We start from the raw sequence: 13,265 nt of genomic DNA, 5'->3' as shown, positions 1-13,265 counted from the left end.
CTGTTTTTAAGCGCATCACAAGTTTGTGTGAAGCACAAATCTTGCGTGTGAAAAATGTATTTTTCACGCTAAAGTCTCCATTCCTGCATGTGCAAATCCATTTCATGCAATGTACTCTCTTCTATCCTTATTAGGATAAACTGTAACTAAAAAAAAATCAAGTAAAATGCCAAGAAAGAATCCTGCCCGAAGGGCTTTTTGATTCATAGGAAGTAATTTCCTATGAAAAAACAGACGCCCTACTCGGCGTCTGTTACCACGATCGGTGTGATCACGATCTTGTCTGCGGAAATATTGGTTTTCCGTTTTACAATATCCTCCACCTGTGCTCTTTTTGTATCGGTCACTTCTCCCATATTAAGTACTACATCGCAGTTATCGTCGGTAATACTGACCACAACATCCGAAAATCCTTTTGCCTCTAAGAGCATTTCCGCCGCAGCTTCACGCTCTGCGATATCCGTCATCGCCACCATCTTGTTCACGGCATCCTGCTTTAAGTTATCTGCAACGGATGCATTGTTTACGATCTCTAATAACGCCTCTTTATTTTTAGACCGGATCTGTTCGCGGTTTAATTTCATTCTTGCTGCATAGTCGAGATTTGCAGTGCCGGTACTTGTGAGAACCGCCTCCCCGGGATTTTCAATCTCCTCTGCATCCTGAGACGTCATGTCTGCCACATCCGCTGCATCTGCGCTCACATCTGCCACCGCATTCTGGCCATCTGCCGCATTTTCCGCAACATCCTGGCCGTCCGTCATAGCTGCATCTGCCGCATCGTATGTATCTTCGCCGGTTCCTGCATCCGCAGTCTCCGTCCCATCCACAAGTGCAAGTTCCTCCCCGGTTCCCTCATCCGTAAAAATATCTTCTGCAGCCAGTGGATCTTCATCCGAGATCTCATATTCTGCATTCAGTGCATCTGTACCTGCATTTGCCGCCGTCTCAGCTGCCGTACCGTCATCAATGTGATTGTTCATGTAACTGAAATATCCCGCCACCGCAATCATCAACGCGAGTGCTGTAATAATCAGCTGGTTTTTCTGAAATATCTTTTTCACGTTCCATCCTCCTTCGAACTCATCTTTACTACCTTAATTCTATGTGCTTCCACCTGAAATAATGCCTTTACGGCATCTGAAATATCAGAAACGATCCGCGGGCTGTCTCCCCCTTCTGCCACCACAAGCACCCCCTCAATCTCCGGAAGTATTTCTTTGCTGACATACGGAGCTTTTTCGCCGCCGCTCTCCTCATATACCGTCTCTTCCCCACTTTCCTTTTCCGTCGTCATCTCCATACTCCTGCTGTCCGTATTTGTGACTGTGGATGTATGTTCTGTCTTATCCTTTTCTATGATATCTTCCCCCTGATCTGCCACCGTGACCATGACAGAAACTTTCCCCACTCCTTCCATCTGTCCTAACACCTGTTCTAATTTATGCTCTAAATACTCCGCATAGTCCTTTTTTTCGTATTTCTGTTCCGTTTTCTCCTGCGCGGTGTCCTCTTTTTTATTTTCCGATATATGTACGCCCGTTCCACCGGAAGGCATCGCCACCACAAGAAGAAGCACCCCCACAAGGGCAGCCGCGATCCAGTCTGTCTTTTTTAACTGACGCCACTTTTTCTGCTGTAAAAACTCTTTCAGTCTCTCCGTCATCTTTCACCACCATAGGAAATCTGTATCTGTTCTTCCTCTGCCCCATAATACTGCATAAGTCTTTGTTTCAGCCCGTCAAGCACGACTTTGCTGCCCTGTGCTTTTCCCTGTTCCACAAACATCCCCTCCGTGTCATCCTCCTCTTTTTCCCCAACCGTAAGCACGATTTTTTTCACTTCATAATTTTCCGTCAGCTCCACCGAAGCGCGCTTTCCCGCAAGTCCAAATGGATCTAAATATCCATCCGCCGTACTCAGAACATCCAGTGCCGCCGCATCCTCATATTCTTTCCGGTAATAATCATTCTGCAAAAATTCCATGCGGCTTACGTCCCTGGATGCCTCACTTAAATTTTCCGTAAAAGTCTCATACCGGATTTGATCCAGCAAATCAGCATCATCACCAAAAAGAGAAAAAAACGGCTGCAGGATACCGATCACAAACACCAGTTCCGTAAAAAAATAAATGTATTTTTTTAATCTGCCATTTGGGATCAGCTGCCTTACCACCATAAGCAGCAGAAAAAGTGCAAAAAAATTCTGAATATATTTCACAAACGTGTTCATCCATTTTCCTCTCTGTAAATGAGCTAAGATATCAAAGTCAATATATAAAACCGGAAGATGCGACCGTCAGTGCAATCGTTAAAAAGATCAGCATCACACAATATCCCATCAGCTTTAAGTAGAGCATCCCGCCCTGCGCCATCCCCTTTAAACATCCGGCGATCCTCTTATCCGCAACCGGCTCCACCACAGCGGCAGCTACCTTATAAAAAAATACGATACATCCCGCCTGCGCCATCGGCACCGACACTAAAATGACCAGCACGATCAGAGCTGCCGCACCGACACAGTTTTTGATCATGATCCCGGAGCCAAGCAAAAGTTCACTGACTCCATTCACCGCATTGCCGATCCCTGGGATCATTGCCATTGCCCGCCCTGCTGTCCCGTAAAGCAGCCTGTCCTTCGCCGGTGCCACGATCCCCTGCACGACGTTTAACCCCAGCACAATGATCCCGGCAAGCCGGATGATCCAATGGATCAGTCCGCCGATCAGTTCCATCATATTTGCAAATTTTTCCTCCTCGAAAAAATAATTGATAAATACCGTCAATATGTATATGTGGATCATCGGCACCAGAATGGTAAGAAACAGCCACTCGATCAGATATATGATCAGAAACGCCGTCTGGTAAAATCCTGACGCGCTGCCGGCTCCCGCTGAAAACACCATCGCAATGCTAAACGTCGGTATAAAGATCCGGAAAAATTCCACACTCTTCTCCAGCACACCGCACACAATGCCACGGAACGTCAGAAATGACTGCATCATCAGCACTGCCAGGACACAGAAAACAAGGATAAAGCAAAGATCCGACACATAAGATGACGCAAACGCACCGGCAAAATTTTTAAGCACGGAAAAACAAACGGCAAGCAGCACCACCTCCACCAGTATTTTGCGGTTTTCGCGGACCGACTCACATAATTGGCTGACCAGCCAGGGGCCAAGCTGCTGATATACCGTTCCCGGATTTTCCTGATGCAGCAATTCTTCCACAAGCTCTGAGAATGTGATCCCACCATCCCCTGCATCCTGCCCCATAAAATGATCCAGTTTCGAGAAGTCCAGTTCCCCTGTCATCTCGTCCAGATAATCCGTTTTATCATTCTGCGCATTTTTTCCCGCAGCAAAAACCGGTACTGCTGCTGTCATGCACAATATCAGAATACATGCCACGCACACAACCCACTTTTTCTTCATAAAAAACTCCCGACAGTCTCTAAAAATACGGTTAAAACCGGGATACTTAAGACTAAAATCGACAGTTTTGCAAACAGTTCGATCTGATTTCCAACCGCCGCATATCCGGCATCTTTGCAGATATTCATTGCAAACTCCGCCACATAGGTGATCCCGACCATTTTTAAGATCAGTGTGATATACGTCTGATCCACCGCAGCAAACGACTGCATTTTTTTTGCAAAGTCAATGACCGTTTCCACCTTTCCAATAATATAGATAAAAATGCAGATGCAGACCGCCATACTGATAAACATACTGTATTCACTTTTTTCTTTCTGCAGTAACACAGCCAGAAGAACGCCTGCGATACCAAGAACCGATATTCTTAAAATGTCCATTTCACGCCTCATTTTTGCCCTGTTTTTACCTGTTTGCATACCATCCCTCTGCCCCGTGATGTTTTCATCCCGGTAATTTTTATAGTGCAAACAGCGACTGCATGGTCTCAAACAATTCATAAATATATGGAACGATCCAGAAGAGGACGATCAAAAGTCCTGCAAGACTTGTCAGAAACGCATGTTCCTCTCTTCCGCTGTGTTTTAACACCTGACTGATGACCGTGACTAAAATCCCGACCGCTGCAATTTTAAATATCAAATTAACACTCATCCGTAATCCAATTCCCCTCTCCTGACTGCCTGATATACCTGTTTTTCCCATGCTATATCAAAAGTATCACCAACATCATCCCCCCAATTACACTGACGGTCCCCGCCACTTTCTGCTTTTCTCTCTGCTCTTTCCGCTCCTGTCCGATCACAAAATCAAGTCTCTCTAAATAAATAGAAAGCATTTTCTCGTTCTCTTTGATATTTCTGCCAAAAAAAGCGGTACCTGCATTTGCGGTAATTTCAAGTTCCGCCGCGTGAAGCCCCAGTTCTTTCTGGTTTTTCCAAAATGCCTCCCGCCAGATCTCACTTCCGCTTCCCTCTTTTTTCGCGGCAAGACTTTCTGCGATCTCCCTGCATACCTTTTGCAGCGCGGCATCTTTTGTCAGCCCCGGTTTATCCAGGATATGCTCCATCGGGAGCAATGCAAGTGCCTCCTCCCCGGAAATATTTAACAGAAGCTGCCGGATCTCGTACAGCCTTTGCAGATGCTGTCTGATCTCACCTATCATGCTTACGGCAAGTCCGACTCCGGAACCCGCAACTAAAATACCACCTATCAGTTTCAGCATAATCTTTCTCTTTTCCCGTTAAAGACCTGAAACTCCCGTTCTCCGGACCGGCTGCGCCGGATCAGAATAAACCGCTCAAAAATTCCTTTCTTTATTCCTTGTCTCAGATAAGGCTTTTCCCATAATTCTTCCACCGTGTCCGCATGCACTGTGCCAAGAATATGCACTCCCGAATATGCTGCCTGTTCGACCGCTTCAAAATCCTTTTTCCCACCAAGTTCGTCCACTGCTATGATCTGTGGGGACATGGAACGCAGCATGAGTATCATTCCATCCGATTTTTCACATCCGGACAAAACATCTGTCCGCATTCCCATATCATTCTGCGGAATGCCCAAATGACAGGCTGCGATCTCTGACCTCTCATCCAGCACACAGATTTTCATGCCATCCCATCCCTCTTTCCCGTTTGAAAGACTGCGGATACAGTCACGCAGACAGGTTGTTTTTCCAGCTCCCGGTTTTGATACCAGCAATGTATTATAGATACTGTTTCCGTTTTTCAGATAGGGCAGAATTTCTTTTGCGCATCCTTTTTTTTCATGTGCCACACGAATATTCATAAAGCTGACATATTTTATCCCTGCAATCCCTTCCCTGTCTTTTGCGATTTCCCCTGCAATTCCGATCCTGTGTCCCCCCTCGATCGTAATATAGCCCTGCCGCAATTCCTCCTGATATGCATACAGAGAATACTCACTGATATAGCTTAACATCTCTGCAATATCAGCACCTGTTATCTTATCATCTGCATTTGTCAGACAGCGTGTTTCATCTGCATATTCAAGCTCGATTGGCTGATTTACCCGGATACGAATTTCTTCAAGTCCGTCCATCCACCCATCATCCTTTATTTTTTCTCTGATATGTACCGGAAACAAAACTTTCAGATTTTCCATATGCCTCCCCCTTTTCTTTTATTTCATTTTATGAGACAGGCTTATTTTTATGCATAAAAAAAGAACTATAGAACATTCGCCTATAGTTCTTCTTCCTGTATGGTTATTTATAAATAATTTTTAATACCAGCTTGCATCCCGGATTTCAAGACACTCTGACACTTTTGTTTTTTCATTGTAACAGTACACATAAACATAACCGCTGTTATTTGTTAAACTGATCTTTTTAGAATAACTGGTTTTATTCATTCTTTCTGTTGTATAAGATCCACTCTTTTTCTGTACATATACTTTCGTGATCTTCCAGCCTTTGTTCATTTTAATGGTCAGCTTCTGGTTTTTATAATTCTTGTTCGTCTTAAACACATCTGTTTTGCTGAATTTTGATGTAAGATTGGTTTTTCCAAGTTTAAAAGATGAACATGGATTGGTGTACTTCTTAACCGACAATGTAGCTTTCAGGTTTACGCCCTTAACCTTACAGGTAATGGTTGCTTTTTTAATTGCCTTCTTACCAAATTCTGCACGAATATAACCGTTTTTTGCATAAACCTTAACATCTTTACTACTGCTCTTTAACTTTTTAATCTGTGATGCCTTGTTGCAGCCCATGATAGTAATTAGTGTATAGTATCCTGTATAACCATCCCCTGGTTTATAAGTAAATACCATATTTTTGTTACTATCAATAATATAAACCTTACTGCTCGCTGCCTGTACCTCGACAGTTCCCTGCGGTGCTGCTGCACCGGCTGTAACAAACATCACAACTGCAAGTGCAAATGCAATTACTTTCTTACTTAACTTTCTCATAAATCCTCCTTGTTTTCCGAAGGAAAATGCGAGCTCATTGACGAGCAGGGGTTTTTCCTCCTTGTTTTATTTCTTTTACTTTTTAAAATAGTATACCATATTTTCTTTTGGCAGGGAATAGGACCTTTTTCCTACATACGCTCCGGTGCAGAGAATCCAAGCAGATCAATACTTGTCTCAAGCACAGACTTTGTCAGTTCTAACACACGGATATAGGATTTCTGAACCATTTCATCTTCCTCTGACATGATCTTTGTCTCATGATAAAAACTGTTAAATGCATTAGCAAGATCATAAATATAGGAGCAGATCTTATGTGGTGCCGTATCCACAAATGCACTTTCGATCACTGCATTAAATTTAGCAAGTTCTAACATCAGATTTTTCTCACTCTCAGAATGTGCCGCCGTGATCACAGCGTCTTTGGCGCTCTTTCCTAAATCATGATATTTGTGCAGAATGGATTTGATACGAACGATCGTATACAGGATATATGGTCCGGTATTTCCCTCAAAGGAGGTGAATCGGTCAATATCAAAAATATAATCTTTGCTTGCCTGATTGGAAAGATCTCCATATTTGATTGCTGCAAGTGCAACCGTCTTTGCGGTCTCCTTTGCCTCTTCCTCACTGATTCCAAGATTTTCTTTGGATTTCTGGTTCTCGGTGATCTTCTTCAACATTTCATTGTCGATCTCAGATACCAGATATTCCAGACGCATAACACCGCCATCTCTGGTCTTAAACGGCTTTCCGTCCTTGCCGTTCATCGTACCGAATCCCAAGAATTTTAATTCAGTCTCCGGTTTTACCAGTCCGGTCTTTCTTGCGCAGCGGAATACCTGTACGAAATGAAGTTCCTGTCTCTTATCTACCACATAAATGATCTCGTCCGGGTCATAATCTTCCTCACGCCATACGATCGTTGCAAGATCGGTCGTATTGTAGAGGGATGCACCGTCTGATTTTAAGATCATACAAGGCGGGATCTCTTTCGTATCGGTGTCTTCTTTTACATCGACGACCAGTGCTCCGTCACTGACATAGGCAAAACCGTCATCTTTCATCTTCTGCACCATTGCCGGAATATAAGGCTGTGCATCAGATTCACCTTTCCAGAGTTCAAAAGATACGTTCAAGTTCTCATAGTTTTTCTTTAAATCGGTCACAGACACATTTAAAATATGGGAAAGTAATGCCTGATATCCTTTTCTGCCATTCTGCAGTTCATAAGTTGCCTGCATGGCAGCCTCTTTATATGCCTCGTCCTCTTTTGACTTTTTACTTGCAGTCGGATAGATCTCCTCAAGCTCAGAAATTGTAAACGGTGCTTCTTTCGGATATTCGCCCTCATAATTTTCATCAAAGTAAACAAGATCCGGCTGACGCAGCTTTAACTCCGTAATGATCAGTCCCATCTGTAAGCCCCAGTCGCCTAAATGTACATCCCCGATCACCTTATGTCCGGCAAACTTGCCGATTCTTTTAATACTCTCACCGATGATTGCAGAACGTAAATGTCCGACATGAAGTGGCTTTGCTACATTTGGTCCGCCGTAATCGATCATGATCGTCTTAGGTTTTTTTGCCTTCTCACATCCAAAACGACCTTCATCTTTCTGCATATCTGCCACATAAGACGCTAAAAATGCTTCATCCAGCTTTAAATTTAAGAATCCCGGTTTTACGGATTCTGCCATGGAAAACATGGATGCCTCTGCAAGTTTTGCAGCAACCTCGTCTGCGATCATAAACGGTGCCTTTTTGTATTCTTTGGCAGCCGCCATTGCGCCGTTGCACTGATATTCACAAAGATCCGGTCTGTTAGATAAAGTAACCTTTCCATATTTTGCATCATAACCACAGTCTGTGAATGCTTTGGTCACTTCATCCGTAATCAAATCTAAGATTTTCTTCATTGTATTTTCCTTTCCAAAGTATTTCTGTCTAAATTAGTCCTTTTCTCGTCTATTATATCATAATTTAACTATTTCTCAAGCAAAACCCTTACCGCAATTCCTTGTTTTATGAAAGTACTTTCCATTTGCCCCGATTCTTTTGACTAGTTCTGTTTCACTTTCTATAATAATCCTATCATAAACAAATGATACAGAAAGGAAATTATCACATGAACATTTATAAGGAAAAAGACTATGCCGCCGTAAGCCGCCGAGCTGCAAATATCATTTCCGCACAGATCATCCAGAAACCAGACAGCGTCCTTGGGCTGGCAACCGGTTCTTCACCGATTGGTACTTATGATCAGCTCATTGAATGGTATCAAAAGGGGGATCTTGACTTTTCAAAAGTATCAACCATAAATCTTGACGAATATTTAGGACTTGCTGCCAACGATCCGAACAGTTACCACTATTTTATGAATAAACATCTGTTCTCTAAAGTCAACATTAATGCAGAAAAGGTTCATCTGCCAGATGGAACCGCTTTGGATATCGAGACTGAATGTAACACTTATGATTCCATGATAGGATCTTTAGGCGGCATTGACTTACAGCTTCTTGGGCTCGGTCATAATGGACACATCGGTTTTAACGAGCCGTCCGATTCCTATACCGCAGGCACACATCTCGTTCACTTATCCCAAAACACCATTGAGGCAAATGCAAGATTATTTTCCAGCATTAATGACGTTCCCCGCAAGGCAATCACAATGGGAATCAGAAGTATCATGTTTGCAAAACGCATCCTTTTAGTTGTAAGTGGTGCTGATAAAGCCGACGCACTTCACAAGACAATCTATGGTCCGATCACACCACAGGTTCCGGCTTCCATCTTACAGCTCCATCCAAATGTTTCCATCGTTGCAGATGAAGCAGCTCTTAGATAACGATAAATTCTTACAAAACATAATCGCGTGAGCCAAAACTCATTATTTCGGCTCACGCAATTAATTCATGACAATAGAATGTTCGCAGAGCGTGCATTCTATTGTTTTATGCTACAGAATATTCTGTTGTATACAATAATATACTGCTCCAATCAAGCCTGCATCATTTCCAAGTTCAGCCGCCTTTAGTTCAAGATGCTTCACAAAATGAGGCATACATCTCGCCATCACTTTTTCCCTCAGACGGTCAATAAACAGCTCCTTTTGTGCCGAGACTCCCCCACCAATCAAAATCAGTTCGGGATTAAAGATATGAACCAGTCCGACCAGACCGGAGGCAATGTCATCGATCCAGGAATCAAGCAGTTCCAACATTGCAGTGCTGCCCTTTTCTGCTTCCGAAAAAATAAATCTTCCGTCCAGTTCCTGTTCTTCCGGAAGTATTATCTTCCCGCAGGATGCCGCGTCTTTGACTCTGCGAATCAGAGCAGTGGTTGAACCATAATGCTCCATACAGCCATGATTGCCACACGAACACAGCTCACCATCACTGTTTATCACAATATGTCCGATCTCACCGGCAAGACCATTTGCGCCCAGAAGGATCTTAGAATCTACAATGATTCCACCTCCAACACCAGTCCCAACCGTCATTACAATAACATTCCGACGGTCTGCTGCAGCTCCGATCCACATTTCTCCAAGAGCCGCCGCATTGGCATCGTTCAATACCGTCGTCGGGAGATGAAACATTTTTTCCATCTCCTCTTTGATCCGGCTTCCTTCCCAGTTTTGAATATGCCCTGCTGATCCGATGACAACACCATTTACCGTATCAATGCCGCCGGTAGCCGACACACCAATTCCCGCCAGCTCCTGTTCCGTCACCTCGTGTTCCGCAAGAAACAATTTCATACTTTTTAAAACTGTCTTAAGAATCGGTGTCTCATACCTGTCAAATGCAACATCGTAAGCCTCACTATACCGGATTACACCCTGTTCATCTACAAGCCCCAGTTTTACGGATGTACCACCTATATCCACACCCAAATATGTTTTTCCGTTACTCATTCCGGATTTTCTCCTTTTTTTACATCTTCCATTGCACCCTTATGTTTTCCTTGTATGGCAGATAAAGTCTCTTTATATTTCTGTGCCTTAAAATACGAATCATTTGCAAAATAATACGAATACAAAATATCGATCATGACCAGAATCGAAAACTGTGGTGAAATTTTCGTACCTGTATCCAGGTTTTTCAGATAGGCAACCCTTAACACTTCATCACATCTTGCCGCCGTCTCCGGTGCCGGATTCGCAGTGATAAAGATTACTTTTGCATTTCTGCTTTTTGCGATGCGGATACTTTCCACAATCTCTCTCGTCGTTCCACTGAGAGAAATTGCAATGACAAGCATCCTCTCCTCAACCAGTGCTGCACTCATCTGTATCATCTGTGAATCTGTTACCGCAGTCACATCCAGTCCGATCCTCATAAAACGGAGCTGAAATTCCTCTGCGACATTGCCGGAACTTCCCATTCCATAGACAAACACACGCCGGCTTACATTTAACAGTCCGGCAATCCGGCGGATCTGGTTCTCATCAAGCAATTTAAAATTTTCCTGCAGCAGCTTCTGATAACTGCTCTGTACCTTCTTGGTAAACAGACTGATATCTTTCTCACTGACTGTTCCATTTTTTTCCTCTTTTAAGTCCTTTTCGTATGCAAAAATAAATTCACGGTATCCCTTAAATCCACATTTTTTTGCAAAGCGTGACAATGTTGCCTCGGATACATAGAGCAGTGCTGATATCCGCTTGGATGAAAAATCTGTCAGCTCCTCATTATTTAGAAAATAATTGGCAATCGTGTGCTCTACCTGCGTCATATCCGACTGCGCAGCCTCAATCTGGCCTTTCGTCTCATTCTGGTTAAAAATTATATATCTGCTATTCTTCAAGGTTCCATCACCTGTTCCTGTTTTATTACAATAATGTTCCCATTATATTCTTTTTTCACGCAAAACACAAACAATCTGTGAGGACAACAGTATCCATTATATCAAATTTTTCCCCTCAAACTTACTCAGTGCAGTCTGCTTTGTATGTGCATCCGCACATGCCTTTCCTGCCGCATCTCCCATATCAATCACCGTCGGCTGGATACGGATACTCGCCTGAGCCAGAAATGTTGTAGAAATACATCTGCCGATTGTTAACAGATTGTCGACCTGCTCATTGATAAGACACCGGTATGGAATCTCATAGTATTCTCCCCTCTGATACTTCTCCATATGGACAAGTCCTTTCGTTGCAGAGTGTACATCAATATACCAGTCTCCTTTTGCCACTGCATCTTCAAATCTTGCCCTCTTTATGTAATCGTCTTCGCTCAGCACATATTTTCCGACAATACGGTAGGATTCCCGGACACCGAGTGCTGACGCTTCCCGAATCAGATACGCATGTTCAAATCCCGGCATACATGCCTTTAAAAATGAAACCAGCCGGAAGATCATCTTATGTCCTTCCGTTACAGCTCTGCTCCGTGCCCACACATCGGTATTCTTCTTCATACTACTGATATGCGGACAGTTAAATGTCATACAACCCGGCTGATCTGGAATGGAAAAACACTGGTAGTAAACGAGATCTTCCTCTTTCAGATATCCAAGTTCCACCCCTTTTCGAAAAACCGGTTCAAGTTTAAAATTCTTATTCCGCACCATTGCAGATTCAAAAAAGTATCCTTTTACCAGCGGAGAAAATTCATCATTTAAAGACAAACAGTATGCCCGGTATTTTTCGACATCAATACCACCCATCTCAAAACGCAGCGATGTCATCTGGTTATTTCCGTTCTCATCCCCGGCGGTATATGCTACTCCCGCCATTCTTGAAAGAACCGCATCCCCGGTGGCATCAACAAATTGTTCTGCCTCTATCGCATATACACCTTCCTCAGTCGTCACGAAAATCTTTTCAATTTTCTGATCTTTTACCTGACAGTCGGTCAGCACTGCATCATATAATATCCCGCCTCCATATTCCAGAAACATCTCCTCTAACACAAGTGCTTTTGCCTCTGCTGTGGAATGTATATATTCCATAATGCCATCTCTGGTAGTGACCCCTTTTTCTTTCAGGCGTCTCTCAATCTCATGAAATATCTCTCCATGTTCAACAAAAGACTCCATCATCGGATTCACCAGCGCATTGACAGCCGCCCCGCCAAGTGCAAGGCTTTTTTCCACGATCAAAACCCTGTTTCCTTCTTTTGCCGCACGGATTCCCGCTGCCGCCCCGGCAGTGCCACCGCCAACTACAACCGTGTCGTAGTTTCCAATCACCTTTATTTTATCCCATTGATACATTCTGTTTTCCACCCTCATTTTTCCGTAATCGTTCTTCTGCTTCCTGCATCCGTTCCCGCAATGTCTCTTCCGGCAATATGCCTTCCGACAGCATTACCATATAATCTGTCATCTGTGGAAGAATCTCACTCTTCATATATCTTCCCGCAAAACTGTGTGCAGCGATCTCGCTGACTGTTGTAAGCGGTCTTTGCACCGTACCAAAAATCGTCTTTTTCTGCACAGGATCAAGCCGCATACCGACTTTCCCAAGCGTTGTAAATTCCAGAAAATGATAAAACTCATGCGCAAGATGCAGCTTTATGAGCCACTGTTCCCCTGTCTCCACTCCGTTTTCCTTCAGAATCTGTTGCTTTCTGCGCAGATCCGGCATAAAAAGTTCAATCTTTTTTTCCTTCCCGCCACAGGTGATCTGCGCCCATACCTCATAGTTTTGCCCATGATGTGTAAATTCCCGTTCATCCTGCAGAATGGCAACACCGGAATTCACCAGTATTGCCATAATATCCGCATCTTTATACTGCTCAAATGCCTCCTGTCCGCATGCGATCGCTTCCGTCACATAATCCCTGCATTTCTCCTTCGGGATACAGGGTGCCAGCCGGTCATTCATCAGTTCCATCATCGCATATTGTTCTTCTGTTATTGATTTAAGATCATACATTGT

General features: G+C 43.6%; 15 protein-coding genes. 1 reads left to right on the top strand and 14 read right to left on the bottom strand.

Annotated elements, in window-relative coordinates:
• Nucleotides 1-239: 239 nt before the first annotated feature.
• From ACDD58_RS13215 to argS, 10 genes are all read right to left on the bottom strand, one after another.
• Nucleotides 240-1,064: a SpoIIIAH-like family protein gene (locus ACDD58_RS13215; RefSeq protein WP_370777874.1), complete on the bottom strand. Its 825-nt coding sequence runs from the start codon at nucleotides 1,062-1,064 to the stop codon at nucleotides 240-242.
• Nucleotides 1,061-1,666: a stage III sporulation protein AG gene (locus tag ACDD58_RS13210; RefSeq protein ID WP_370777872.1), complete on the bottom strand. Its 606-nt coding sequence runs from the start codon at nucleotides 1,664-1,666 to the stop codon at nucleotides 1,061-1,063. Before ACDD58_RS13210 ends, ACDD58_RS13215 begins: the two co-directional genes overlap by 4 nt.
• Nucleotides 1,663-2,232, bottom strand: a complete 570-nt coding sequence (locus ACDD58_RS13205) for a stage III sporulation protein AF (RefSeq protein WP_370777871.1) — start codon at nucleotides 2,230-2,232, stop codon at nucleotides 1,663-1,665. The genes ACDD58_RS13210 and ACDD58_RS13205 overlap by 4 nt, the downstream gene beginning before the upstream one ends.
• Before the next feature lie 37 nt (nucleotides 2,233-2,269).
• Nucleotides 2,270-3,436 (bottom strand): stage III sporulation protein AE, encoded by a 1,167-nt coding sequence (locus ACDD58_RS13200; protein WP_370777869.1) that lies wholly within the window; start codon nucleotides 3,434-3,436, stop codon nucleotides 2,270-2,272.
• Nucleotides 3,433-3,816: a stage III sporulation protein AD gene (gene spoIIIAD, locus ACDD58_RS13195; protein WP_186899561.1), complete on the bottom strand. Its 384-nt coding sequence runs from the start codon at nucleotides 3,814-3,816 to the stop codon at nucleotides 3,433-3,435. Before spoIIIAD ends, ACDD58_RS13200 begins: the two co-directional genes overlap by 4 nt.
• 79 nt (nucleotides 3,817-3,895) lie before the next feature.
• Entirely contained in the window at nucleotides 3,896-4,090 is a 195-nt protein-coding gene (spoIIIAC, locus tag ACDD58_RS13190; protein WP_006857619.1) for a stage III sporulation protein AC, read from the bottom strand.
• 52 nt (nucleotides 4,091-4,142) lie between these two features.
• Nucleotides 4,143-4,661 carry a stage III sporulation protein AB gene (locus ACDD58_RS13185; RefSeq protein WP_117919267.1) on the bottom strand — a complete coding sequence of 173 codons (519 nt, stop codon included), beginning with the start codon at nucleotides 4,659-4,661 and terminating at the stop codon, nucleotides 4,143-4,145.
• Nucleotides 4,655-5,560 carry a stage III sporulation protein AA gene (gene spoIIIAA / locus ACDD58_RS13180; protein WP_117919265.1) on the bottom strand — a complete coding sequence of 302 codons (906 nt, stop codon included), beginning with the start codon at nucleotides 5,558-5,560 and terminating at the stop codon, nucleotides 4,655-4,657. Before spoIIIAA ends, ACDD58_RS13185 begins: the two co-directional genes overlap by 7 nt.
• 120 nt (nucleotides 5,561-5,680) lie before the next feature.
• Complete coding sequence (locus tag ACDD58_RS13175) at nucleotides 5,681-6,373, bottom strand: hypothetical protein (protein ID WP_117919263.1); 693 nt, start codon at nucleotides 6,371-6,373, stop codon at nucleotides 5,681-5,683.
• 131 nt (nucleotides 6,374-6,504) lie between these two features.
• Nucleotides 6,505-8,292 carry an arginine--tRNA ligase gene (gene argS, locus ACDD58_RS13170; RefSeq protein ID WP_370777867.1) on the bottom strand — a complete coding sequence of 596 codons (1,788 nt, stop codon included), beginning with the start codon at nucleotides 8,290-8,292 and terminating at the stop codon, nucleotides 6,505-6,507.
• 209 nt (nucleotides 8,293-8,501) lie between these two features.
• On the opposite strand from argS, the gene nagB reads away from it, so the two are divergent.
• Nucleotides 8,502-9,221: a glucosamine-6-phosphate deaminase gene (nagB, locus tag ACDD58_RS13165; protein WP_370777866.1), complete on the top strand. Its 720-nt coding sequence runs from the start codon at nucleotides 8,502-8,504 to the stop codon at nucleotides 9,219-9,221.
• A 111-nt stretch (nucleotides 9,222-9,332) separates the two neighbouring features.
• On the opposite strand, the gene ACDD58_RS13160 is transcribed toward nagB, so the two are convergent.
• The 4 genes from ACDD58_RS13160 to ACDD58_RS13145 all read right to left on the bottom strand — a co-directional run bounded on the left by ACDD58_RS13160 (nucleotide 9,333) and on the right by ACDD58_RS13145 (nucleotide 13,262).
• Entirely contained in the window at nucleotides 9,333-10,292 is a 960-nt protein-coding gene (locus ACDD58_RS13160; RefSeq protein WP_370777864.1) for an ROK family protein, read from the bottom strand.
• Entirely contained in the window at nucleotides 10,289-11,185 is an 897-nt protein-coding gene (locus ACDD58_RS13155) for a MurR/RpiR family transcriptional regulator (RefSeq protein ID WP_370777863.1), read from the bottom strand. Before ACDD58_RS13155 ends, ACDD58_RS13160 begins: the two co-directional genes overlap by 4 nt.
• A 96-nt stretch (nucleotides 11,186-11,281) precedes the next feature.
• Complete coding sequence (locus ACDD58_RS13150; RefSeq protein ID WP_117919252.1) at nucleotides 11,282-12,598, bottom strand: FAD-dependent oxidoreductase; 1,317 nt, start codon at nucleotides 12,596-12,598, stop codon at nucleotides 11,282-11,284.
• On the bottom strand, nucleotides 12,582-13,262 hold the full coding sequence (locus ACDD58_RS13145; protein WP_241070977.1) for a hypothetical protein: 681 nt from the start codon (nucleotides 13,260-13,262) through the stop codon (nucleotides 12,582-12,584). The genes ACDD58_RS13150 and ACDD58_RS13145 overlap by 17 nt, the downstream gene beginning before the upstream one ends.
• Nucleotides 13,263-13,265: the final 3 nt, after the last annotated feature.

The sequence above is a fragment of the Roseburia sp. genome (assembly GCF_041325975.1).
Lineage (GTDB): Bacteria > Bacillota > Clostridia > Lachnospirales > Lachnospiraceae > Roseburia > Roseburia rectibacter.
The sequence above is the reverse complement of the archived record's forward strand: the minus strand, read 5'-3'. Positions and strand labels throughout refer to the sequence as shown.

What these genes read in the sequence shown, in the direction of transcription:
- ACDD58_RS13210 (WP_370777872.1), bottom strand. Translation starts at nt 1,666, where the DNA reads ATGACGGAGAGACTGAAAGAGTTTTTACAGCAGAAAAAGTGGCGTCAG.
- ACDD58_RS13205 (WP_370777871.1), bottom strand. Translation starts at nt 2,232, where the DNA reads ATGAACACGTTTGTGAAATATATTCAGAATTTTTTTGCACTTTTTCTG.
- ACDD58_RS13200 (WP_370777869.1), bottom strand. Translation starts at nt 3,436, where the DNA reads ATGAAGAAAAAGTGGGTTGTGTGCGTGGCATGTATTCTGATATTGTGC.
- spoIIIAD (WP_186899561.1), bottom strand. Translation starts at nt 3,816, where the DNA reads ATGGACATTTTAAGAATATCGGTTCTTGGTATCGCAGGCGTTCTTCTG.
- spoIIIAC (WP_006857619.1), bottom strand. Translation starts at nt 4,090, where the DNA reads ATGAGTGTTAATTTGATATTTAAAATTGCAGCGGTCGGGATTTTAGTC.
- ACDD58_RS13185 (WP_117919267.1), bottom strand. Translation starts at nt 4,661, where the DNA reads ATGCTGAAACTGATAGGTGGTATTTTAGTTGCGGGTTCCGGAGTCGGA.
- spoIIIAA (WP_117919265.1), bottom strand. Translation starts at nt 5,560, where the DNA reads ATGGAAAATCTGAAAGTTTTGTTTCCGGTACATATCAGAGAAAAAATA.
- ACDD58_RS13175 (WP_117919263.1), bottom strand. Translation starts at nt 6,373, where the DNA reads ATGAGAAAGTTAAGTAAGAAAGTAATTGCATTTGCACTTGCAGTTGTG.
- argS (WP_370777867.1), bottom strand. Translation starts at nt 8,292, where the DNA reads ATGAAGAAAATCTTAGATTTGATTACGGATGAAGTGACCAAAGCATTC.
- nagB (WP_370777866.1), top strand. Translation starts at nt 8,502, where the DNA reads ATGAACATTTATAAGGAAAAAGACTATGCCGCCGTAAGCCGCCGAGCT.
- ACDD58_RS13160 (WP_370777864.1), bottom strand. Translation starts at nt 10,292, where the DNA reads ATGAGTAACGGAAAAACATATTTGGGTGTGGATATAGGTGGTACATCC.
- ACDD58_RS13150 (WP_117919252.1), bottom strand. Translation starts at nt 12,598, where the DNA reads ATGTATCAATGGGATAAAATAAAGGTGATTGGAAACTACGACACGGTT.
- ACDD58_RS13145 (WP_241070977.1), bottom strand. Translation starts at nt 13,262, where the DNA reads ATGTATGATCTTAAATCAATAACAGAAGAACAATATGCGATGATGGAA.